A 25,474-nucleotide genomic window follows, 5' to 3' on the forward strand; every position below is an offset into this window, starting at 1 on the left:
TTTTTGTAAAAAAAGTTGTTTTTAAGGAAATTTATAAATATGTTTACGCCATCGAAAAATGAAGCTTAATTAATTAACCTCGAGTTTACTATAGATATGAAGAAGTTTATTTTATTAACCGCAGTAATAACAATGCTAGCTAGTTGTGGCTCTAAAGATAGAGGAGAACTGGTGGGTGTTCAAGGTAAAAAATGGCACCCAGAAAAGCCTTATGGGATGGAGCTTATTCCAGGTGGGGCATTTATTATGGGTAAAGCAGATGATGATTTAGCAGGAGTAAATGATGCACCGGCTAAAACAGTAACAGTAAGAGCGTTTTATATGGATGCTACTGAAATTACTAATAGTGAATATCGTCAGTTTGTTCATTGGGTTAGAGATTCAATTGTTAGAATGAAATTAGCAATTTTAGCTGATGAGGTTGGTTTAACTCCAGAAGATGAAGGAACTATTGGAGAATTTGCTTTTACAGATGCAGATGAAGAAAATATGACCGTATATGAAAAGTATATGTTTGATAACTATACGGGTTTAGGACCTACAGGTTATGAAGGAAGAAAGATTAACAAAGATGTTGATATAATTTATGATACTTCAGAATATTTAGATGAATACTATGCTGAAGTTATGGATACTATGTATTTGTCTATGGAAGAATCTTATAACGGGCAACGTACCTGGGATGTGAAGAAATTCAAATTCCAGTATAACTACATGGATATTAAGGAAGCAGCTAGAAATAGAGGTGTAGCTAGAAAAGACGTAATCAAAAAAGAAGAAGTTGAAATCTATCCAGATACAACAGTTTGGATTAGAGATTTTGCCTATTCTTATAATGAGCCAATGCATAATGATTATTTTTGGCATGATGCTTATGGTGATTATCCTGTTGTTGGAGTTACATGGCAACAAGCTAAGGCCTTTTGTGAGTGGAGAACAATTAATAAAAACTCTTACCAAAAGTCTAAAAAAGGAGCAGCCTTAGTAAATACATTTAGATTGCCATCAGAGGCAGAGTGGGAATATGCCGCTAGAGGAGGTCTTCAAGCAGCAACTTACCCATGGGGAGGTCCTTATACTAAAAGTGATAGAGGATGCTTTATGGCAAACTTTAAACCTGTAAGAGGTGATTATGCCGCAGACCAAGCCTTGTATACAGTTGAGGCTAAATCTTATGAGCCTAATGATTATAACTTGTATAATATGGCTGGAAATGTTTCAGAATGGGTAAATGCATCTTATGATCCAGGTTCTTATGAATATACTTCTACCATTAATCCAAATGTTAATGATGAAGATAATACACGTAAAGTTATTAGAGGCGGTTCTTGGAAAGATGTTGCGTACTTCTTACAAGTAAGCTCTAGAGATTACGAATATGCAGATTCTGCAAGAAGTTATATTGGTTTTAGAACTGTACAAGATTACATGGGAACCAAAATTACTGGAAGCGGAAAAAACTAAAATTTTAATCAAATCAAATTTAAATACAATTTTAATTAACCTACTTAAGTAATACCTACTTAAATTAAAAACCGAAAATTATGGCACAGTCAAAAGCAAACAAAAAGTTTATGAATTTAGCTTACGGGCTAGGAGCATCAATTGTAATTATTGGAGCACTATTTAAAATCATTCACTTTGAAATCGGACCTTTAACGGGTAATGTTATGTTAACAATTGGTCTTGTTACAGAGGCTATTATATTTGCTATTTCAGCATTTGAACCAGTAGAAAGTGATTTAGATTGGTCTTTAGTGTATCCAGAATTAGCTGGAGGACAAAAAAGTGCCAAAGCTAAAGATGAAAATCCTCAAGGGTTATTATCTAAAAAATTAGATAGTTTATTAAAAGAAGCTAAAATTGATGGAGAATTAATTTCTAGCTTAGGAGAAAGTATTAAGAACTTTGAAGGTGCAGCTAAAAATATGTCTTCAACAGTAGATTCAATTGAAGCTACTAAAAAGTATGGTGAAGAATTATCATTAGCAGCGGCTCAAATGGAGTCTTTAAATAGCATGTACAAAGTACAAATGGAGTCTATTAATAAACAAACAAGTATTAATGAAGAGTCTGTAGAAAATGCAGCTAAATTGAAAGAGCAAATGCAATCATTAGCATCTAACTTATCTTCATTAAATGGTGTATATGGTGGAATGTTATCTGCAATGAACAAAGACTAATTAGGGGTTACCCAAATTTATATTGATTAACCAAAAACCTAATTAGAAATGGCAGGAAATAATTTATCACCAAGACAGAAGATGATTAATCTGATGTATTTAATCTTCATTGCGATGTTAGCATTAAATATGTCTAAAGAAGTGCTATCAGCCTTCGGATTAATGAATAAAAAGTTGACTCAGACTAACGAAGTTACTGAGGCAAGGAATAAGAACCTAGTTGATAATCTAAGTCAAAAAGCGGCTGATCAACCAGAGAAATATGAACCTTTAAAAGCTAAGGCTGAACAAATTGATAAGTTATCACATGATTTTGATGATTATTTAGTTGAGCTAAAAGGGAAAATGATTGCAACTGTTGATGATCCAACAGATTATGAGATTATGGATAAAGGCGATTATCTAGATGAAAACTTCTTTAAAGGAGATGTTATTAAAGACGAAGGAAAGAAGTTTTTAAAACATATAAATGACTATAGAGATGGTGTTATTGCAGTTCTTTCTGATGAAGAGGGAATGGAGCAAGTAATTGAAGAAGTTAAAGAGAAATTTAGTACTGATCAAGAAATCAACCGAGATGGTATCAAAGTAGATTGGTTAGATTACCACTATAAAGGATTTCCTTTAGTTGCTTCTTTAACTAAAATGACACAGCTACAGGCTGATATTAAAACTACAGAATCTGAAGTGTTATCTCAAATGTTAGCAGGGGAACTTGGAAAACAGGTTTCAATGAATAATTATGGTACTTTGATGGAAACCTCGAAATCTGCTTATTTTAATGGAGAAACATTTGATGGGCAAATTGTTTTAGGTAGAACTGATGCTAGTACAGTACCAGCTAAGGTGGAATTAACTTTAGATGGACGAAAACTTGTACCAGAGAAAGATTTTACATTAGAAGGAGGTAAAGTTAAATTAAAAGTTGGAGCTGGAGGTGTAGGTGAACACGTGATTGAAGGAAACTTGTATTTCGGAGAAGGTGGTGAGCTTATTCCAGTACCTGTTAAATCTTCTTTTGCAACAGTAGCAAAACCAAATTCAGCAACTATTTCTGCAGATAAAATGAATGTAGTATATAGAGGGGTTAAAAACCCTATGACTATTTCTTTTGCAGGAGTTCCTGATAACAAAGTTGTTGCCAATGCTCAAGGTCTTTCAAGAGTATCAGGAAGTAAATATGTGATGGATGTTAGTCAAGTTAAAGGGCGTGAGGTTACTATTAATGTGACTGGAACCTTACCAGATGGACAAAGAGTGCCAGACAGAGCGACTTTCAGAATCAAAGATTTACCAAAACCAACAGGAACTGTTAGGGGGGAAGATGGTTTAATCAAAATGCAAAAAAGTGCCCTTGATATCTCTACTATTGGTGCTAAGTTTGATGATTTTGATTTTGAATTACCATTACGTGTCGCAGAATTTAAGTTTAAAGTGCCAGGACAACCAACTATAGTTGTAAAAGGAAATAAATTAGATACAAGAGCAAAAGCGGCTTTACGTAAAGCAAAACGTGGATCAATAGTACAAGTATTTGATATTCAAGCTAAGGCAAGTGGTGTTAGTGTGAAAATCAAGAAAGTTTCTCCTGTATCTATAGAGCTTACAAATTAGAATTATAAGGTATTGCCTAATAAATAAAAAGAGAATAAAATGAATTTAAGAAGTTTTTTATTAACCGCAGCAACTGTTTTTACAGTGTCAAGTATGTTTGGGCAAGCCAATATATTAAACGCTAAAAGCCCTGATGAAATTGGGGTAAGAACAGCAGAGCAAAAAGCTGTAGATAACGATAAGCCTTTGGAATATGGTTATGTAGATGATAGAGATGTTCTATATGCTAAAATGACCTGGGAACGCGTAGTACTTGATGAACGTGTTAATTTTCCATTGTACTATCCAATAGACACTAATAATATTGGTAAAGACAGACGTTGTTTATATGATGTTCTTATGAAAAATGTTAAGAACGGTAAAATAAAAAACATCTATGATGATTCATATTTTTCTACTAAACGTACTTTAAAAGATATAGAGGCAGCATTAGTTAGAATTGATACTACAGAATTGGGTATTGAACAATTAAATGCCGGAGAAGAAGTATCTGCAGAATATATCAATAGAAGAGATATTACAGCTGCTGATATTGTAGAATATCGTATTAAAGGTCTTTGGTATTTCGATAAACGTCAGGCTGAATTAAAATACAGATTGTTAGGAATTGCACCGGTTGCACCAGATGTTAACTTTATTGACACTGACAGCCCAGATTTAGTACCACTATTTTGGGTGTTTTTCCCAGATGCTAGAGAAATATTACATGAAGCAAAATCGTTTAATAGTGAAAATAGTTCGCTTCCATATTCTTATGATCATGTGTTAAACTCAAGAAGGTTTAATGGATTCATTTACAAAGAAGAAAATGTACATGGTGATAGGCAAATTAGTGAGTATGTATCAGATAACTCTTTAATGCAGTTATTAGAATCTGAAAGAGTAAAAGATAAAATTAGAGATTTTGAATTAGATATGTGGACGTATTAGTCTGCTAATAATAGCCATAATTTATTAAAAAAACGCTCACTTTTAAGTGAGCGTTTTTTTTTTGTTATCCCTATATGCAAGCCAGAAAGCATTTTTTTATCTTCGCCTGATGCAAGTAGATTATATAATAGTTGGTGTTGGTTTAGCGGGAATTAATTTTTGCGAACAACTTAGAATCAATGGGAAAAGTTTTGTTGTTTTTGATAATGATTCTCAATTATCATCTGCTGTTGCAGGCGGACTTTATAACCCAGTTGTTTTAAAAAGATTTACATCCGTTTGGAAGAGTAAAGAGCAGTTAGAGTTGGCTCTACCTGTGTATGAACAGTTAGAGAAACTTCTAGATGTAACCTTAGACTATAAGATTCCAGTTTATAGAAAGTTCGCATCAACTGAAGAGCAAAATAATTGGTTTGCGGCGTCAGATAAACCTATGCTATCTGAATTTCTTTCAGATAAAATCATTAAAAACACTAACAATTACATTAACGCGTCTTTTGGTTTTGGTGAAGTATTTAAAACTGGAAGAATTGATGTTAAAACTTTGATTAATAGGTATAAAGAATTTTTAAAAAGGGATAGTCGTTTTTTAAAATTACATTTTAGTTATGATGAATTAGAGGTTAATTCTAATTTCGTTCAATATCAGAATATAAGGGCAAATAAAATAGTATTCGCAGAAGGCTTTGGAGTGCTTCAAAACCCCTATTTTAAAGCATTACCTCTGGTTCCTGCAAAGGGAGAGTTGCTTATAATTCATGCTCCAGAGCTTAAAATTGATTTTGTTTTAAAATCGGCAGCATTTTTAGTGCCTTTAAAAGATGATTTATACCTTGTAGGAGCTACTTATGAGTGGAAGGATTTAACAAATAATGTGTCTTTAAAAGGAAGAGAAGAGCTTTTAGGAAAACTTAAAAAACTAATAACTTGTCCTTTTGAAGTGGTTAGTCAAGTAGCTGGTGTAAGACCTACAGTTAAAGATAGAAGACCATTGGTGGGAAAACATTCAAAACATGAAAATATGTTTGTTTTAAACGGTTTGGGTACACGTGGTGTTATGATAGGACCATATGTTGCAAAACAGCTTTATAATTTTATTGAAAATAAAATTCCGTTGGAAAAGGAAATTGATATTAGGAGGTTTGAATCTTAGTTTATGTTTTATATAGCGAGAACAAACCCCAAAAAAACTTATTTCTTAACTAAGCTCTCATCATAGTGCATAAAAAAATTAATCCAAATATTTCTTGAAAGCCTCATGATAACGGGCATAAATAACACTAAAGTGCCCACTATAGCAATAAAGGTTACTTTTAAATTGGCTTTAAAAATGAGATTGCTAATAACATAAGCCGCCACTGCAAAGGCAATACCCACAGCGTAACTTACATACATGGCACCATAAAAAAAGGAGGGCTCTATACGGTATTTGGTGTTGCATTTAGAGCAACGTTCATTAACTTTTAAAGTTTCAGATAAAATATAGGCATTCTTGTTGCTATACATGGATTCCTGATGGCACTTAGGACAGCATCCAGTTATCATACTATAAAGTTTAGTTCCTTTTTTAAACATTTATTTTAGTGTATTTTTGCAAGCGCTTTAATATGACAAAAGTAGTTGTATTAGCTTAAAATTCTGTAACAAAAGTCACATTTATATGCTTAACATTCATAATTTATCTATTTCATTTCAAGGAGAATACCTTTTTGAAGATATTACATTTAAGCTAGGAAATGGGGATAGAGTAGGGCTTATTGGAAAAAATGGAGCTGGAAAATCTACAATGCTTAAAATTCTATCTAAAGAATTAGAACCAGATTCTGGACAAATAGCTACCGATAAAGCGCTAAAAATAGGCTTTTTAAAGCAAGATATTGACTTTGTGTTTGGGAGAACCGTACTAGATGAGGCATATGAAGCTTTTACTGAAATTAAAGAGTTAGAGGCTAAAATGGAAAACATTAATAATCAATTGGCTGAACGAACCGATTATGATAGCGAGGGTTATAATCAGTTAATGATTGATATTAATGAGCTTCAGCATCAATACGAAATATTGGGCGGTTATAATTATCAGGGTGATACTGAAAAAATACTTCAAGGGCTGGGTTTTCAGCGTGATGATTTTAATAAGTTAACCGATACGTTTTCTGGTGGTTGGCGCATGCGTATTGAATTGGCAAAACTATTGCTTCAAAATAATGATATTCTTTTGTTAGATGAGCCTACTAATCACTTAGATATAGAGTCCATCATTTGGCTTGAAAACTTTTTAAAAAACTATTCTGGAGCAGTGGTAATTGTATCACATGATAAAATGTTTTTGGATAACGTAACTAACAGGACCATTGAAATTTCTTTAGGACGGATTTATGATTACCCAAAACCATATTCAAAGTATTTGGTACTGCGAGAGGAGTTAAGAACACAACAATTGGCATCTCAGAAAAATCAACAAAAGCAGATTGAGCAGACTGAGAAATTAATTGAAAAGTTTCGCGCTAAGGCTTCAAAAGCTACTATGGCTCAATCACTTATTAAAAAGTTAGGCAAAATTGAGCGTATAGAGGTTGATGAAGATGATAACAGTGTAATGACCCTTAATTTTCCTGTTTCAGTTACTCCGGGTAAAGTGGTAGTAGAGGCTGAGTCTGTTTCAAAAAATTATGGTGAAAAGGAAGTTCTTAAGAATATTAACTTATTAATTGAGCGCGATAGTAAAACGGCTTTTGTTGGGCAAAACGGTCAGGGTAAATCTACTTTAGCAAAAATTGTTGTAGGTGATATTAAGTATGATGGAGGTTTAAAATTAGGGCATAATGTGCAATTAGGATATTTTGCGCAAAACCAAGCAGAGTATTTAGATGGGAATAAAACCGTTTTAGATACCATGATTGATGCTGCAAATGAAACAAACAGAAGTAAAGTTAGAGACATTTTAGGGTCTTTTTTATTTAGGGGAGATGAGGTTGATAAATATGTTAGAGTGTTGTCTGGTGGCGAACGCAACCGTTTAGCCTTAGCAAAATTAATGTTGCAGCCTTTTAATGTGTTAATAATGGATGAGCCAACAAATCATTTAGATATTAAATCTAAAAACGTATTGAAGGAAGCTCTTAATAGATATGAAGGAACGTTAATTTTAGTATCTCATGACCGTGATTTTCTGCAAGGTTTAACTAATAAGGTCTATGAGTTTAAAGACCATAAGATAAAAGAGTATCTAGGTGATATAGATTATTATTTAGAACAAAGAAAGGTTGAGAATTTGAGGGAGGTTGAAAAAAGAACAGTTGTAAAAGAAACCCCTAAAAAAAAGAGTCATCAATCTTATGAAGAACAGAAAAAACTAAAGTCTTTAAACAATAAATTGAGTAATGTCGAAGCTAAAATTAATCAGCTTGAAAAAGATATAAAGACTATTGATTTAGAGCTTGAAATAAACTACGAAGAAGTCACTTCTCAACCAAACTTCTTTGATAATTATCATCAAAAAAAGTCAGATTTAGAAAAAATGATGGCCAAATGGGAGGAAATTCAGCTGCAAATTGAGCAGTTCGTCGATTAGTAAATGTTAAAAAAAAATGTATTTCATCGATTAAAATAGTTTTTAAGCTGTGTTTAGGCTATTTTCGTATAAGAATTAATCCCCAAATCTATTCTAAAATGAAAACCTTAAAGCTAATAGCAATTTGTTTTTTAACAACTGCTTATTCATTTGCTAATATTTCTTCTACCGAGAAAGACGCGCTAATTGCATTATATAATTCTACTTCTGGAGATCAATGGAATACCAGATGGAATTTAAATACAGACATTGATACTTGGTATGGTGTAACTGTTGAAAATAATGTAGTAGTAGAAATTAATTTACCATTTAATAATTTGCAAGGTGAGTTGCCAAAAGAAATTGGAAGCCTTTCTAATTTGAAAAAAATCAATTTAGGTTTTAATAAAATTTCAGGAGTAATTCCTAGTAGTATTAGTAATTTAAAAGAGTTGACTTCATTAGAATTATTTATGAATGCTTTTGAAGGAACAATACCTTCTGAACTTGGATCTTTAAAAAAATTAGAATCATTAAAATTATATAGTAATAAATTATCTGGAAACATTCCTGATTCTATAATGGAGTTATCTAATTTAAAGGAGCTTTTATTAGGAAGTAACTTTTTAACCGGAACAATTCCTACTGATATTTATGCATTATCTAAATTGCAAAAATTAAGTTTAATGGATAACAAACTAGAAGGAGAGATTCCAGTAGAAATTGCTCAATTAACAGATTTAGAAGAATTATTATTGTCATCAAATAACTTAACAGGTGATTTGCCAATTGAGTTCATGAGTTTGACCAAATTAAGTACAGTAATGGTTAGCGATAATAACTTAAACGAGGAATATATAAGTGTTTCTGGTAGAACACCTCCTGGAATTATGGAAATTAGTCCAACTTCTACAGCAGTATTAGATATTGAAAAAGAATAATTATAATAAATTTTTATAAAATTAATTAGTAAAGTACCTCAATTTGAGGTACTTTTTTAATTTTAAATATGTTAGAATATTATTTTTGTTGCCCATACTGTTGGCAATCTATATCAATATTATTAGATCTTTCTATACAAGAACAAAATTATATTGAAGATTGCGAAGTTTGTTGTAACCCAATTCGTATTGCATTTGAAGTTTTAGAATCAGAAATCACAGACTTTCAAGCTTCTAGCATAGAGCAATAATTTTTTTTGTTATAATGGTTGTTAAAACTAAAAAGGATTGTATATTTGCAGTCCAATATCGCGGGATAGAGCAGTAGGTAGCTCGTCGGGCTCATAACCCGAAGGTCACTGGTTCGAGTCCAGTTCCCGCTACGAAGAGAAAATCCTCTAAAACAAACGGTTTAGTTCACTCTAAACCGTTTTTTTATGGAATCTATTTACAAATTAGTTACCTTCGATGTTGAAAATGAACCTGCTTTAGAACGAAAACCTTTATTTTCAGATCACAAACTTACCTTCGTTTTTGAAAACCTAAAACTATTAAGGCATATCTCATCAAAATAAAAATAAAGTAATTATTTAGATGCAACAGAGCCAAAATAATGCTAAATAATAAAAGCATTTTTATTTTTAATAAATTAGTCTATTGTTTTTATTTTCGAAAGTTCATTTTATTTAAAAATTCCATTATTAATGTATAAGTTTTTATCGCATATATTAATCTTTTTTGCTACAACTACCCTTTTGTATTCTCAAAGTGAAATAGATTCATTATCAGCATGTCTAGAACAAGAAATGGCTAAACGAGAATACTACGATAATATCAAAGAGGGAAGAATTAAAAACTTAAAAGAACTTTTGTCTGATAAGACTATTACTCCAAAAAACAAATATTTCCTCATAAATAAACTTATATCAGAATACGAATATTATAGTTTCGACGCTACTTTGGAATATATGGAAAAAAGCAAAGAATTGGCACTGAAAATAAATGATCCATATTTTTTGCAAAAAGCTACAATTAGACTTACTAAATTATTAGCAACCTCAGGAAGATACAAAGAATCTCTTGATATTCTTAAAAAAACAAATAGAAGTAGTTTGAATGAGGATTTTTTGTTGGATTACTTTTTTAGCTATCAAAAGTGCTTTTCTGGACTCGAATTTAATTCAAAAGTAAAAAGTTTAAAAGAAAAATATTTTCAGTTATCCACTCTCTATAAAGATTCTCTAGATATTGAAATGTCTAAGCTAGAGCCAAATACATTAAGTTACTTAGGTGTAGTTGAAGAAAACTACAGATCAACAACTAATTTTAGTAAAGCTTTAAGTGTAAATACTAAAAGATTAGCTCGTGTACAAATGGGTACGCGTGATTACTCTATGATTACATATGAGAGATCATATACGAATGCTGCACTTCTTGGTGATGGATCTTTTGAACATAAAAAATTTCTATACTTATCTGCAATTTCAGATATACAAGCATCAGTTAAAGATAATGCCTCTTTAACAGATTTGGCTAAAATACTTTTTGATGAAGGCGACATAGATAAAGCCCATAAGTATATAACTTTTTCTTTTGAAGATGCAAAAACCTATAATTCCAAATTACGATTTTTAAATATTTCAAATATTTTACACGTAATATCAGAAACTTATGAAGCTAGAAGTTTCATGCAAAAAGAAAAACTTAAAAAATCCCTAGTTTTTATAAGTCTTTTATTTGTAATTCTAGTCATTGCCCTATTGTATATTTTTAGACAATTTAAAAAACTAAGAGAGGCTAGAAATGAATTGAAAGAAGCCAATACGAAATTAAAGGATTTAAATGAGAAGTTGAGTATTACGAACGAGGATTTAAAACGATTATATGAAGAATTATCAGCAGTTGATTCCATAAAAGAACAATATATAGGTGCGTTTTTAAACTTATACTCAGACTATATTGATAAGTTAGATGTTTATAGAAAAACGGTTAGAAAATATATAGTTACAAACAAAGTAAATGATTTACTTGAGTTAACTAAATCTAAAAAAGTAGTGGACGATGAATTGAAAATTTTCTATTCTAATTTTGATAAATCTTTTTTACATATATATCCAAACTTTATTGAGAACTTTAATGCGTTGTTGAAAGAAGGTCATAAAATCATGATTAAAGATGAAAATACGCTTACTGTAGAAATGAGGATTTTTGCACTTATCAGATTAGGTATTTCTAATAGTTCCAACATTTCAAAAATATTAAGATATTCTGTCAATACTATCTACAATTATCGGGTTAAAGTTAGAAATAGTGCCAATAATCGTGACACGTTTGAGGATATGGTAAAGAAAATAAAGTCTTAATGGTTTAAGTGTTTTGATTTCGAAATTCTAAGTTTTCGTAAAAAAACAACTCTATACTTCTACCTTAAATTTGTGTTTTTGCTACTTTTTATTTAAGTGTTAAAAACATTATAGTATTTAAAATCAATGTTTTATATTTTTTAATCTTCTATATATTCTACTTATTCTGTACTTCCAATTGTACTCAGTCTTCTTCTTGATTTAATTTGCGTTATAGCGTTCATTAATTTGATGGCTAAAAAATAAATTAAACTAAATATGAAAAAAAACAATTTGATTTTAAAATCATTAGCGATTTTATTTATTATGTCTTCATGGATTTCTTTTGCCCAACAAGCCACTATAAATGGAGTTGTAAATGACGAAACAGGAATGCCTATTCCTGGTGTAAATGTGATTAAAAAAGGAACCCAAACTGGGGCCGTAACAGATTTTGATGGGGCTTTTACTATCAATGCGGAAATGGGCTCTACATTGTCATTTAGTTATGTGGGTTATGTGGCTCAAGATGTTGTTGTAACAAGCAGTTCTTTAACGGTTACCTTAGTGCAAGATTTGGCACAGCTAGATGAAGTTGTAGTTATTGGTTATGGTACTCAGAAAAAAAGTGTGGTAACAGGTGCTATTTCTGGGGTTAAACAAAGTGAGTTGGAAGATTTGCCTATAACTAGGGTTGAGCAAACTTTACAAGGTAGAGTTTCCGGTATAACGATAGCTGCAAATTCTGGGCAACCAGGGTCTTCTTCTACAGTAAGGGTTAGAGGTATTACTACTTTAGGTAATAACGAACCTTTATGGGTTGTAGATGGTGTTGTTGTAGATTCTGGAGGTATTGGTTTCTTAAACCAATCTGATATTGAATCTGTAGAGGTGTTAAAAGATGCAGCCTCTCAAGCAATTTATGGTGCAAGAGCAGCAACTGGTGTTATTCTTATTACTACCAAAAAAGGGAAATCAGGGAAACTTAGTGTAAACTATAATGGTTATACCGGAATATCATCTGCTGCCAGAAAATTGGACTTATTGAACGCTACAGAATATACGACGCTATTAAATGAGAAATCTGTTAATGGCGGAGGTAATATTTTATTTTCCAATCCAGCTTCGTATGGAGAAGGCACTGATTGGCAATCTGTTATTTTTAATGATAGTGCTCGAAGAGAGAGTCATGAGTTTAGTCTAAGTGGTGGTAACGATGTTTCCAAGTTTTTTGCATCATTTGGATATACGGATCAAGAAGGTATAGTATTAAGTGATGTATCTAATTATATAAGAAAAAACATACGTTTAAATTCTACACATAATATTACAGATAAGCTGCGTTTTGGACAAACGGTTGGGTATTCTAATGAAAAAAATACGGGTATAGCCAGTAATACTGAATTTGGTGGGCCACTATCTTCTGCTATAAATTTAGACCCTTTAACGCCTACTGTTGAATCGGATCCAATTTTAGCAGGTCAAGCTCCTTATACCAACAATGGTATATGGCGCGATGTTAACGGTAACCCTTACGGTATTTCAGGCTTAGTAGCACAAGAAATGTCTAACCCGTTGGCATTTCAGCAAACACAATTAGGAAATTATGGTTGGGCGGAGAATTTTGTTGGAAATGCCTATCTGGAATTTGAACCTGTTGAAGGCTTAAAGTTTAGAAGTACTATAGGAGCTAAGCTTGCTTATTGGGGCTACCAGAGTTATACGCCAGTTTCTTATTTGAATGCTGCTTCTATAACCCCACAAAACAACATTTCAAGAGGTACCAATAAAGGTTTTGGTTGGAATATAGAAAATACCGTTTCCTATACCAAAACTTTGGGAGGTCATAACTTTAGTGTTTTACTTGGGCAAGGTGCGTATGTTGACAATATTAACTCCGGAGAAACCGTAACTTATTTTGATATTCCAGTTGATAACTATCGCGATGCATCATTTAATTTTAGTGTTCCTACAGATCAAATTAATGCATCTGCTTATACAGGTAATGAGCACAAGGTAAACTCATTGTTTTCAAGGTTAACGTATGATTATGACGAAAAATATTTGCTAACGGCAATTATAAGACGCGATGGGTCTTCTCGTTTTGGAGCCAATAATAAATATGGTTTTTTCCCGTCGTTTTCTGCGGGATGGGTGCCTTCTAAAGAAGATTTCTGGAAAGACAATGATGTGATCAACCAATTAAAAATTAGAGGAGGGTATGGTGTAACTGGTAGTGATGCCATTGGGGATTTCCGATATTTATCTACTGTAAGTGGAGGAAGAAACTATACTGTAGGAACCTCTGGATCTGTTGTTATTGGTAACAGTCCAGATGCACCATCTAACCCAGATTTAAAATGGGAAGAAACAAGTCAATTAAACATTGGTTTTGATACCAAGTTATTTAATGATTTTTCGCTAGCATTTGATTGGTATAAAAAAGAAACAACAGGTATTTTACAAAGTGTTACTATTCCGAGTTATGTTGGTGCAGTAGGAAGCCCAACTGGAAATGTAGCTGATATGGAAAATACTGGTATCGATTTAGAAATTGGATACAATAAAAGTTTTAATGATTTTAATTTATCACTAAACGGAAACGTTTCATTTTTAGAAAACTCGGTAACATTTTTAGGTAATGGCGTTGATTTCTTATCAGGTGGCGCTACCATTCAATCTAGTACTTACCCAATCACTAGGACTCAGGTTGGGCAACCGGTTAATTCTTTCTTTGGTTTTAAAACCAATGGTATTTTTCAAAACCAAGAAGAAATTAATAATTATGTTAATTCAGCGGGTACTGTAATTCAACCTAATGCTCAACCAGGAGATTTTAAATGGCAAGATTTAGATGATGATGGCGATATCGATTCAGATGACAGAGGGTTTTTAGGGAGCTCTATTCCAAAAGTTACTTTTGGATTCACCTTAAACCTTGATTACAAAAACTTTGATTTATTAGTGTTCTGTCAGGGTGCGAGTGGTAACAAAATCTTTCAAGGTTTAAGAAGACTTGATGTAGAAAACGCTAATTATCAAACTGCTGCTTTGGGTAGATGGGTTGGTGAAGGTACATCTAACAGTTATCCAAGATTAACAACAAACGATACAAATAATAATTTTTCCAACCCTTCAGATTTTTATCTAGAAGATGGAGATTATTTAAGGTTTAAAACTATCCAAATTGGATATACGCTTCCTTCAGATACATTAGGCAAATTCGGTATAGATAAATTAAGAATTTATTTAACCTCAGAAAACCTATTAACCTTTACTAAGTATAGTGGTTACGACCCAGAAATTGGGGGAGGAATTTTTGGTATTGATCGTGGATATTACCCACAGGCTATCACAAACCAACTCGGGATTAATTTACAATTTTAAAAAAAAAGACATGAAAAAAATAAAAAGCATAATGAGTTTAGGTATTGCTCTGTCAATATTTATACTTATAGTTTCCTGTAGCGAAGATTTTTTAGAAGTAGAACCAAAAGGTACTACACTTGAAGAAAACTATTATTCAAATGAAGCCGAAGCATATTCTGGTTTGGTAGCAGTTTATGATATTATAGGAAAGCAATCTCGTGGATTTGAAAATATGATAGCCCTGTTAAATTCTGGTTCAGATGATCATTTTACAGGCGGGGGTAGCTCTTCTGACGGTTCTCAATTGCAGGCGTTTTCTAATTACACAATTAGTGAATCAACCATTGCAACTAGTTATTGGAGTGATTTTTACCAAGGAATATTTAGAGCGAATACACTATTAACAAAATTACCAAGTGTTGATATGTCTGAAGCTACAAAAGCAAGATTTACAGCCGAAACTAAGGCTTTAAGAGCTATCTATTATTTTGAGTTAGTAAGACTTTTTAAGAATATTCCTCTAATTACATCGCCATTAGGGACTGATGAAATTTATAGCGTAACACAGGCAGAGCCAAGTGCTATTTATTCGCAAATTGAAACCGACCTACTTGAAGCCATTTCAGACCTTCCTGTTACATTAGATTTAGCAAACGAAGCAGGGCGTTTAACTCAAGGTGCTGCCAAAGCCCTTTTAGGAAAGGTGTATTTATATCAAGGAAAAAATAGTGAAGCTGTTGCGCAACTTGCAGAAGTAAATGGTACACCTGGGTCTACAAGTTCTTTTGGATATAAATTACTGGACAATTTTTCAGAATTATGGGAAGTTGGTAATAACTATCACAGTGAGTCTATAATTGAAATTGCCCATACAGATAAAAGTAATGCTGATTGGTGGTTTTGGGGCTCCGGTGCCGATGAAGGAAATAGTCTAAATGTAATGGTAGGACCGCGCGGATATGTTCGCAATTCGGGATCAACAGCGCCAGATTATGCGGCGGGCTGGGGTTTTAATGTTATAACTCAAAGTCTTTATGATGCTATGAACGGCGATCCAAGGTTTGATTCAACAATTGAAGATTTACAATCTTATGTGGATGCAGGTGAAGTTCAATTAGAAGAAAGTTACCAATATACAGGCTATTATCTTAAAAAGTTTATGCCTTTAAAATCAGATGAATCAACTGGAGGAGGTGCTACGGTACTTAATTATAAGCAGCATACATATATGATGCGTTTGGCTGATACTTATTTATTAGAAGCAGAAGCTTTGGGTGGTGCGGGTGCACGCGCGCAAGCACTATTAGATGCGGTAAGAGCAAGAGTTGGATTACCTTCTGTACCTGTATCAATGGATGTCATAATGAATGAACGTCGTTTAGAATTGGCTGGTGAGGGGCATAGATGGTATGATTTAGTAAGGACAGGTAGTGCTGCTTCGGTACTTTCAGATAGAGGATTTGTTGCAGGTAAGCATGAAATTTTTCCAATTCCATTGTCTGAATTGGAAAATACACTTATCGTTCAAAACCCTAATTATTAATCATTAAAATAAACTATAATGAAACTAAATATAAAATTAAATAGAGGTTTTAGGTATATAACTATTGCTTTAGCAGTCCTTATAGTAGCATGTCAACCGAATGAACTTGGTAGTGGTAATGGACTTACTGCAACAGATTTGGATGCCGGATTCACAGTAACCGATGTTGCTGAAGCAAATAATACTTATTTACTAACAGCCAATAACAGTTACATCACTTCAAGTTGGGATCTCGATAATGGTGCAGGTTTTGTTTCAGGCGGAACAAGTCAAGAGGTTTTTTATCCAGATGCTGGAACATACAGTGTTCAGCATAAAGTTACGGGGATAGGTGGAGCTTCTGAAACTTTTACCCAAACTATTGAGGTAGAAACCTCAGACCCAGTAGCAGGTAACTTAGTAAGAGGTGGGAAATTTCAAGATGCAGGTGATCATTCAGAATGGACTGTATTAAACATTAGTGGTGGAGGTGCCAGCTGGACTTTTAATGCGGGTAGTGCAACTATTGTAGCTGGTGGTTGGAATCAACAAGGCATTTACCAAGCTATTGAAGTGGTTGCTGGAAAAGAATATAAAATTGATATGATTGTTTCTGGAGATGGAAACAACGAAACTTGGTTTGAAGTATTTGCTAGCACAGTAGAGCCTGTACAGTGGAATGACTATGGAAATAACGTTGTAATGGGACTTAATACATGGGCAGGATGTGGTACAGGAACATTTAGTGGTTTACTTTCTTCAGTAGGATGCGTTGATAATTCGTACTCAAGTTCAAGAAGCAATACCGTAACATTTGATACTTCAGGAACTATCTATTTGGTAATTAAATGTGGAGGAAATACTACTCCTGGAATTACTATTTCAAATGTAGAAATGAGAGGAACGATATAATTTAGAACTGAGTCATAGTCTCGACTTAGTTAGTTTAGTTGTTTAGGTCCATATCTGTATCAGAATGGATATGGGCCTTTTTACAACAAAATAAGACTTTGCAAATCAGAATATCTTGATTTAAGAACTATGTAAACTTTTTAGTCTTAATCAGTTAACAGTCAATTAGATATTTTCAATGAATTATATTAAAATTTTACTACTGAGTTTATTATTTCTAAAATGCTCTTCATCTGATTCTGTTTCTAACGGGACTAATGAAACGCGCCCTAATCAAAATTTATCTTATAGTGAAGTAGACCTATATGTTACAAACCCTGATGAATCAGAGTTGTTCAAATTACAACCAACTAAAGTGCCTCAATTTAAAGAGAATATTAATTTTTCAATCACGGTAAATCCAGAAATCACCTATCAAGAAATGGATGGTTTTGGGTTTTCTTTAACTGGTGGTAGTGCAATGCATCTAAATAACATGTCTGCCTCAGCTCGTGCTAATATTTTAAATGAACTTTTCAACAAGGATAATGTAGGTGTTAGCTATTTAAGAGTTAGTATTGGTTCATCTGATTTGGATGCAGAAGTATTTTCATATAACGATTTACCAAATGGTGAAACCGATGAGTACTTAACACAATTTACAATTGAAAAAGACCAAGAAAATCTTATTCCTGTTTTAAAGGAAATTATAGCAATTAACCCAGATATTAAAATTATGGGGTCTCCATGGTCTGCACCAACTTGGATGAAAATCAATAACAATTCTATAGGAGGAAGTCTTAAACCAGAATATTTTTCTACATATGCTAATTACTTTGTAAAGTATATTCAAGCATATAAGGCAGAGGGTATTACAATAGATGCTATTACTGTACAAAATGAGCCATATCATGATGGGAATAACCCTAGTATGTATATGGAACCTATAGACCAAGCTTTATTTGTTAAAGCTCATTTAGGACCCGCTTTTGAAGCGGAAAACATTCAAACAAAAATTGTGATATGGGATCACAACGCTGATAATACTTGGTATGCAACGAGTATTTTAGATGATGTTGATGCCAATAAATATATAGATGGTTCTGCATTTCATTTATATAACGGATCTATCAATAACCTAAGTATAGTACATAATACCTTTCCAAATAAAAACCTGTATTTCACAGAGCAATGGGTAGGTGTAAATAGTGAATTTGAAGATAATTTACTATGGCATACACGAGAATTAATAGTAGGAGCTACTCGAAATTGGTGTAAAACTGTATTAGAGTGGAATTTAGTTTCAAATTCCAAATTAGAACCACATACACCAGGTGGCTGTACAGAATGTTTAGGTGGGATAACTATAGATGGGGATAATGTACAAAGAAATGTAGGTTACTATATCATTGCTCACGCTTCAAAATTTGTGAGACCAGGGTCTCGAAGAATTTCTTCGAATTATTCAGATGAATTGCCAAATGTAGTATTTAAAACACCTACTGGAAAAATAGTAGTAATTGTTGTTAACAATACCGAAATCGATAAATCATTTAACATAAAAACGCCTGGGGAATCTATTTCAACTTCCTTGAAAGGAGGAGCTGTTGGTACTTATGTATGGTAACTAAAAAATAATTAAAGGTGATAAAAAAAATAATTTACACAGTTACAATGACACTTCTAATATTTTCTTGTAATAATAAGAAAGAAAGTAACGATTTAGCAGTTTTAGACACCCAAAAATCTGAAATTCAAGTTTCGTTACTAGAAAAAGAAGTAATGGTATACACAACAGCACAAGATACCGATAAGAGACTGACTTTAGACTTAAAAACAACTTTTAAAAAGGCAGAACAACAATTAGAAACCGAAGTAGCTGTTTTTGTTAATCCTGAAAAGCAATTCCAAGAGTTTTTAGGAATAGGAGGTGCGATTACAGATGCTGCTGCCGAAGTGTTTTCAACTTTAAGCCAAGACAAACAAGAAGAGTTGTTAAAAGCCTATTATTCTGATGAAGGCATAAACTACAATATCATAAGAACGAGCATTCATAGTAGCGATTTTGGATTAGGAAGCCATACATACATAGAAGAAGGCGATAAGGAACTTAAAACATTTTCCATAGAAAAAGACAAGGTAAAGCGTATACCTATGATTAAACGTGCACAAGCACTTATTAAAGACGATTTGGTGTTTTACGCAACTCCTTGGAGTCCGCCTGCATTTATGAAAACCAACAACCATATGCTTCAAGGCGGTAAGTTGTTGCCGGAATTTAATCAAGCATGGGCAAACTACTATGTAAAATTTATTGAAGCCTATGAAGCCGAAAATATACCGGTTTGGGGCGTAACCATTCAAAACGAACCTATGGCGGTTCAACGTTGGGAATCTTGTATTTATACGGCGGAAGAAGAACGTGATTTTTTAAAAAATTATTTGGGCCCAACATTCGAAAAAAGTGGGTTGGGAGATAAGAACATCGTCGTTTGGGATCACAATAGAGATTTAATATCACACAGAGCAAATACTATTTTTGAAGACCCAGAAGCTATGAAATATGCCTGGGGAATTGGGTTTCATTGGTATGAAACATGGACAGGTGGTGAACCCAAATACGACAACCTAAAGAATATTAAAGAATCCTTTCCAACGAAAAACTTGTTGTTTACCGAAGGTTGTCAAGAAAAGTTCGACCCAACACAATACCAGCGTTGGTCTAACGCAGAACGTTATGGTAACTCTATGATTAACGATTTTAATAGTGGTACTGTAGGTTGGACAGACTGGAATATTTTATTGAACGAAAATGGCGGTCCAAATCATGTGCAGAATTTTTGTTTTGCACCTATTCATGCCGATACAAAAACCAATAAACTGATATATACGCCATCTTATTACTATATAGGTCATTTTTCAAAATTTATCAACCCAAAAGCTGTAAGAATAAGTACAACTACAAGCCGAAGTACACTAGAAAGCACATCTTTTAAAAATATAGATGGTTCAATAGTAACAGTAGTTATGAATAAAACGGAAGATAAAATATGGTATAATTTATTGGTAAATGAAAGTAAGGTTTCTTTAGAAATTTTACCGCATTCAATTCAAACTTTAGTTTACTAGCAACAGTTTGTAGGGCAAATAATGATATTAACCGTCTGATAAGATTTTATTATTTGAAATAAGATAAAACCTAACTAAAATAATTCATTAAAAAATTTATTAATCTAAAACAATTTAATCATGAAAACAAAACTATTCTTTATCGTAATCACTTTTATAATGCTTGTCTCTTTTCAGGTATTTTCGCAAGTTAATGTTAAAATTCAAGTAGATATGTCATCAGAAACAGTAAGTGCTGATGGAGTTCATGTTGCTGGGTCATTAAATGGTTGGTCTCCAAGTGATACTCTGCTAACACAAGAAGGTTCGTCAGGTATTTATTCAGTAGTATTAGCTTTAAATCCAGGATGGTATGAATACAAATTTTTAAATGGAAATGCTTGGGGTACAGAAGAAGCTCCTAGTGGTGCTTGCGCACTTTGGGATAACAATAGGCTGTTGTATATAAATGACTCTGGAGTTGATGTTGACCTAGAGTTAGTTCCTTTTAACGGTTGTAATGCAGATGGAACAGGATTTACCTTAACATATAATGTTGATATGTCATCAGAAACAGTGAGTGCAAATGGAGTTCATTTAGCAGGTTCCATAACCGGTTGGCAACCAAATAAATTTCAATTAACTGATGTTTCAGGTAATATTTATAGCAGAACATTAAGATTACCTACACCATCTGATTATGCCATAAGTCTTCACTATAAATACCTTAATGGCGACGCTTGGGGGACTGATGAAACACCTGGTCCAGAAGCAACGTGTGCTACAGTAACGGGTACAGATAGAATACTTACCGTTTCAACTTCTGGAGAACAATTATTGGATGTGTTTAATGGTTGTAATTATACCCTAAATATAAAAGATGAGGTTTTTAACGAAACAAGTGTAATCTACAATAAGCCATTAGCCCAATTAATTATTTCACAAAATAACGGTATGCCGAATGCAAAAGTTAAAATATTTGATATTTCTGGTAAATTAATTAAAAGCAAGAGTGCAATCGGTGACGGTTCTTCAACTCTGATAGATGTAAATGGATTAAGTGGATTATATTTTGTTAAAATTGAGAACAATAATTTACATAGTGTCAAAAAGGTACTTATTTATTAAAAAAATAAAAATTTAAACTGTAAAAAATTGAATCTATTAGCACTTGTATTAATGTTGATAACGTTTTTCTTATTTAGTCGTGATAGGGATGGAAATGTAAATGGACAAACAATTCTGCACCTGTAAATTTACAATTTGAAGCTTCAATTGTAGGAGCCATTGCAGGCAAACCTATTGGAGATGGATTATTTAAGAGTATTTCAACAAATTGTTTTAAACATCAATTAATTTCAGTTTTTAGATTATGAAAAAAATATTAAAATGTTATGTTTATTTGTTAATAATAATTTTAGTCGGTTGTCATGCAGAAACTAAAAAAGAAACGAATAAAACAACAATTGAATACACTTTTGAAGCAGAAATAGATTCTTTAATTGATTTAATGACCTTAGAGGAGAAAATTGGTCAAATGAATCAATACAACGGGTTTTGGGATGCAACCGGACCTGTACCAAAGTCCGATGAACTAGCCGCATTAAAATATGAGCATTTAAAAAAAGGCCTTGTAGGTTCCATGCTTAATATAAAAGGTGTTAAACAAGTTAAAGCACTTCAAAAAATAGCTGTAGAAGAAACCAGGTTGGGCATTCCATTAATTTTTGGTTTTGACGTGATTCATGGCTATAAAACCATAGGTCCCATTCCATTGGCAGAGGCTGCAAGTTGGGATTTAGAGGTCATAAAAAAGGCAGCTCAGAATGCAGCCGAAGAAACAGCCGCTTCTGGAATCAACTGGACATTTGCTCCTATGGTTGATATTTCTCGAGATGCACGTTGGGGACGAGTTATGGAAGGCGCTGGAGAAGATCCGTATTTAGGGTCTAAAATTGGTGTTGCTAGAGTAAAAGGGTTTCAAGGGGATGATTTAGCTTCTCCAAAAACCATAGCCGCTTGTGCAAAACATTTTGCAGCCTATGGGTTTGCTGAAGCAGGACGCGATTATAACACCGCAGATATAGGTACTTCAACACTCTATAATGTTGTGTTTCCTCCGTTTAAAGCTGTTACGGAAGCAGGTGTACGAACCTTTATGAATTCTTTTAATTTACTAAATGATATTCCCGCCACGGGCAATGAATTTTTACAGCGTGGCGTATTGAAAAAAGAGTGGAATTTTAATGGGTTTATCGTTTCAGATTGGGGGTCTATTGCGGAAATGATTCCACATGGTTATGCGAAAGATATTAAGCATGCTGCGGAGTTAGCTGCTAATGCAGGTTCTGATATGGATATGGAATCCAGTGCCTATGTGGCAGAATTAGCAAATCTAGTGAAGGAAGGAAAAGTTGATGAGAAACTAATTGATGATGCAGCGAAACGAATTTTAGGAGTGAAATTTGAGTTAGGTTTATTTGACGACCCCTATAGATATTGTAACGAAGAAAATGAAAAAAACATTGTAGGAAAAAAAGAATTTCATGAGGATGCTTTAGATATCGCTAAAAAATCAATTGTTCTTCTTAAAAATGAAAATAATCTGTTGCCTTTACAAAAGGAAAAGCAAAAAATAGCAGTGATAGGGGCATTGGCAAATGATAAAACCAGTCCACTTGGTAGTTGGAGATTGGCAGGGGATGATGGCACTGCTGTTTCTGTTTTAGAAGGACTACAGCAATATAAAGAAAACACCTTAACATATGCAAAAGGGGCCGATGTGGTTACTCAAGACTCCAAGGTAGATTTTGTGTTTGAACTTAAATTAAACGAAAGGGATACTTCAGGGTTTTCAGAAGCGGTAAAAGTCGCAAAAGCATCCGATGTTGTTATTATGGTGTTGGGTGAACATGGCTATCAAAGTGGTGAAGCTAGAAGTAGAATCAATATAGACCTTCCAGGGGTGCAACAAGACCTTTTGGAAGCCATTTATAAAGTAAATAAAAACATTGTTCTGGTATTAACCAATGGCAGACCATTAGCAATTACGTGGGCAGACAAACATATTCCTGCTATAGTAGAAGTGTGGCAATTAGGTGTGCAAAACGGAAATGCAATTGCACAAGTTCTGTACGGTGACTATAACCCAAGTGGTAAGCTTCCAATGACATTTCCTAGAAGTGTTGGGCAAATCCCCATTTACTATAATTATAAAAATACGGGGCGACCATATGGAGAAAATAGTGATGTTGTGTTCTGGTCGCATTATAGCGATGAAAGTAACAGACCATTATATCCATTTGGACATGGCTTAAGTTATACCACATTTTCCTATAAAAATTTAAAAATAAACACATTGGCAGAAAGAAAAATTATAGTTTCTCTTGATGTTACTAACACAGGAACAGTAAAAGGCAAGGAAGTTTCACAACTTTATATCCAAGATAAAGTTGCTTCGTTAGCAAGACCAGTAAGAGAACTAAAAGGTTTTGAAATGGTGGAATTAGAGTCCAAAGAAACTAAAACAATAGAGTTTACGCTCACTGAAAAAGAGTTGGGATTCTATACAAATAAAGGGGAGTTTGTTATAGAGCCTGGTGAATTTAATGTGTTCGTAGGAGGGAGTTCAAACACAACACTATCAGGTGAATTCATCCTAGAATAATGCCCTTTTTAAAAAAATAAGTTATAAATAAATTGAAAAAAATGAAAAACAGAATCTTTTTAGCGCTTTCGGTGATTTTATTATCGTTTCAAGCGTGTAGTAGTGACAGTAAAGTTAATGAGCCCATTATTCCAACGAACTTATCAATATCCAGTGTTAAACTAGGTGCAGATGGTGGCAATCCTAATGGAGATGGTAGTGGCGTTGTTAACTTCACGATTACAGCTACAAATGCCACTTCCTATAGGATTTTAATTAATAATGAGACTTTAGAACTTACCCAAAACACATTTAGTTATACCTTTACACAAGGTGGTACTAATGACTATGACATTTTAGTAGCAGCCTATAATTCAGCGGGAAATACTAGTATTACTTATTCAGTAACTGTTTATGTAGAAACAGAACTCAATTTAATTTGGCAAGATGAGTTTGATACCAATGGTGCACCTGATGCTTCTAACTGGGGTTACAATACAGGAACTGGTGATAATGGTTGGGGAAATAATGAGTCTCAATATTATACAGATAGATTAGATAATGCAAAAGTCGAAGGGGGAGTCTTAAAAATTACTGCTAAAAAGGAAGATTATCAGGGGTCAGCGTATACTTCGGCAAGACTTCTTACTGCAGGTAAATTCGAGTTTACCTATGGAAGAGTTGATGTTCGTGCTAAACTACCAGCAGGTGGTGGTGTATGGCCTGCTATTTGGATGCTTGGAGCTAATTTTGGTTCAGTTGGTTGGCCTGCATGTGGTGAAATTGATATTATGGAGTATGTTGGCAATAATCCTGGGCAAATTTCAAGTGCTTTGCATACAACATCTAGCTCAGGCGCAACAGTTAATCACAAAGTTACATCTATTACTAATGAAACTACAGAGTTTCATTTATACTCGGCTATTTGGACAGAAAATAGTATTAGCTTTTTGTTAGATGACGTTGAATATTTCACTTACAATCCATCAACTAAAAACGATGCTACATGGCCATTTTACAACAATCAATTTATAATACTGAATATTGCTATGGGAGGTAATTTAGGAGGTGCAATTGATCCTAATTTTGATACATCTACCATGGAAATTGATTATGTAAGAGTATATCAATAATAATTCAAATATCTGGTCAACAAATTTACACCCCGCTAGATATAAACTTTTATCAATTTTTGATAAAATTTTATTTTGGTTATTCGTATTATCTGTAATTTATTCAATTGTAAAAATAAAGGACTTATTATTTACGATGGTACCAACTATATAGTTTGAATTGTTCTGTTTAATTAAATAAATATTTAAAAGTGATTTAGTTTTTTTGAATAAATTTAAATATAGAATAATTATAAATCAGGGTA

At 33.2% G+C, this 25,474-nt stretch carries 19 protein-coding genes and 1 tRNA gene; 19 read left to right on the forward strand and 1 reads right to left on the reverse strand.

Annotation, left to right across the window (positions count from 1 at the left end; genetic code table 11):
• Positions 1-96: 96 nt before the first annotated feature.
• From gldK to N1F78_RS09025, 5 genes are all read left to right on the forward strand, one after another.
• Positions 97-1,464, forward strand: coding sequence for a gliding motility lipoprotein GldK (gene gldK / locus N1F78_RS09005; protein WP_406682832.1), 1,368 nt, complete (start codon positions 97-99; stop codon positions 1,462-1,464).
• Positions 1,465-1,544: 80 nt separating this feature from the next.
• A complete protein-coding gene (gene gldL / locus N1F78_RS09010; RefSeq protein WP_406682833.1) occupies positions 1,545-2,183 on the forward strand; it encodes a gliding motility protein GldL in 639 nt (212 codons plus the stop codon).
• A gap of 48 nt (positions 2,184-2,231) precedes the next feature.
• The gene (gene gldM, locus N1F78_RS09015) at positions 2,232-3,797 is read left to right on the forward strand and encodes a gliding motility protein GldM (protein ID WP_406682834.1); all 1,566 of its coding nucleotides are present in this window, start codon (positions 2,232-2,234) and stop codon (positions 3,795-3,797) included.
• Positions 3,798-3,836: 39 nt separating this feature from the next.
• Positions 3,837-4,727 (forward strand): gliding motility protein GldN, encoded by an 891-nt coding sequence (gene gldN / locus N1F78_RS09020; RefSeq protein ID WP_406682835.1) that lies wholly within the window; start codon positions 3,837-3,839, stop codon positions 4,725-4,727.
• A gap of 109 nt (positions 4,728-4,836) precedes the next feature.
• Positions 4,837-5,880, forward strand: coding sequence for an NAD(P)/FAD-dependent oxidoreductase (locus N1F78_RS09025; protein ID WP_406682836.1), 1,044 nt, complete (start codon positions 4,837-4,839; stop codon positions 5,878-5,880).
• Positions 5,881-5,918: 38 nt separating this feature from the next.
• Here the strand turns inward: N1F78_RS09025 and N1F78_RS09030 are convergent, their stop codons facing one another.
• Positions 5,919-6,302 (reverse strand): DUF983 domain-containing protein, encoded by a 384-nt coding sequence (locus N1F78_RS09030; protein WP_406682837.1) that lies wholly within the window; start codon positions 6,300-6,302, stop codon positions 5,919-5,921.
• 85 nt (positions 6,303-6,387) lie between these two features.
• Here N1F78_RS09030 and N1F78_RS09035 point away from each other — a divergent pair, with 85 nt between their 5' ends.
• From N1F78_RS09035 to N1F78_RS09100, 14 genes are all read left to right on the forward strand, one after another.
• Entirely contained in the window at positions 6,388-8,298 is a 1,911-nt protein-coding gene (locus N1F78_RS09035) for an ATP-binding cassette domain-containing protein (RefSeq protein ID WP_406682838.1), read from the forward strand.
• A 98-nt stretch (positions 8,299-8,396) separates the two neighbouring features.
• On the forward strand, positions 8,397-9,218 hold the full coding sequence (locus tag N1F78_RS09040; RefSeq protein ID WP_406682839.1) for a Two component regulator three Y domain protein: 822 nt from the start codon (positions 8,397-8,399) through the stop codon (positions 9,216-9,218).
• Positions 9,219-9,286: 68 nt separating this feature from the next.
• Positions 9,287-9,469, forward strand: coding sequence for a CPXCG motif-containing cysteine-rich protein (locus tag N1F78_RS09045; protein WP_406682840.1), 183 nt, complete (start codon positions 9,287-9,289; stop codon positions 9,467-9,469).
• A 59-nt stretch (positions 9,470-9,528) separates the two neighbouring features.
• A tRNA-Met gene (locus tag N1F78_RS09050) sits at positions 9,529-9,601 on the forward strand.
• Between the two features lie 54 nt (positions 9,602-9,655).
• Positions 9,656-9,793, forward strand: a complete 138-nt coding sequence (locus N1F78_RS09055) for a hypothetical protein (RefSeq protein ID WP_406682841.1) — start codon at positions 9,656-9,658, stop codon at positions 9,791-9,793.
• Between the two features lie 129 nt (positions 9,794-9,922).
• Complete coding sequence (locus tag N1F78_RS09060; RefSeq protein ID WP_406682842.1) at positions 9,923-11,581, forward strand: DUF6377 domain-containing protein; 1,659 nt, start codon at positions 9,923-9,925, stop codon at positions 11,579-11,581.
• A gap of 258 nt (positions 11,582-11,839) precedes the next feature.
• The gene (locus N1F78_RS09065; RefSeq protein ID WP_406682843.1) at positions 11,840-14,947 is read left to right on the forward strand and encodes a SusC/RagA family TonB-linked outer membrane protein; all 3,108 of its coding nucleotides are present in this window, start codon (positions 11,840-11,842) and stop codon (positions 14,945-14,947) included.
• Between the two features lie 10 nt (positions 14,948-14,957).
• On the forward strand, positions 14,958-16,472 hold the full coding sequence (locus N1F78_RS09070) for a RagB/SusD family nutrient uptake outer membrane protein (RefSeq protein WP_406682844.1): 1,515 nt from the start codon (positions 14,958-14,960) through the stop codon (positions 16,470-16,472).
• 18 nt (positions 16,473-16,490) lie between these two features.
• On the forward strand, positions 16,491-17,363 hold the full coding sequence (locus N1F78_RS09075) for a PKD domain-containing protein (RefSeq protein WP_406682845.1): 873 nt from the start codon (positions 16,491-16,493) through the stop codon (positions 17,361-17,363).
• Between the two features lie 178 nt (positions 17,364-17,541).
• Positions 17,542-18,969, forward strand: coding sequence for a glycoside hydrolase family 30 protein (locus N1F78_RS09080; RefSeq protein ID WP_406682846.1), 1,428 nt, complete (start codon positions 17,542-17,544; stop codon positions 18,967-18,969).
• 47 nt (positions 18,970-19,016) lie between these two features.
• Positions 19,017-20,471 (forward strand): glycoside hydrolase family 30 protein, encoded by a 1,455-nt coding sequence (locus N1F78_RS09085; protein ID WP_406682847.1) that lies wholly within the window; start codon positions 19,017-19,019, stop codon positions 20,469-20,471.
• A 120-nt stretch (positions 20,472-20,591) separates the two neighbouring features.
• Positions 20,592-21,578 (forward strand): T9SS type A sorting domain-containing protein, encoded by a 987-nt coding sequence (locus N1F78_RS09090; protein ID WP_406682848.1) that lies wholly within the window; start codon positions 20,592-20,594, stop codon positions 21,576-21,578.
• Between the two features lie 244 nt (positions 21,579-21,822).
• Positions 21,823-24,117 carry a beta-glucosidase BglX gene (gene bglX / locus N1F78_RS09095; protein ID WP_406682849.1) on the forward strand — a complete coding sequence of 765 codons (2,295 nt, stop codon included), beginning with the start codon at positions 21,823-21,825 and terminating at the stop codon, positions 24,115-24,117.
• A gap of 41 nt (positions 24,118-24,158) precedes the next feature.
• Positions 24,159-25,229: a glycoside hydrolase family 16 protein gene (locus tag N1F78_RS09100; RefSeq protein WP_406682850.1), complete on the forward strand. Its 1,071-nt coding sequence runs from the start codon at positions 24,159-24,161 to the stop codon at positions 25,227-25,229.
• The last annotated feature ends 245 nt before the right edge of the window (positions 25,230-25,474 follow it).

The sequence above is a fragment of the Seonamhaeicola sp. MEBiC01930 genome, from assembly GCF_045277075.1.
Lineage (GTDB): Bacteria > Bacteroidota > Bacteroidia > Flavobacteriales > Flavobacteriaceae > Seonamhaeicola.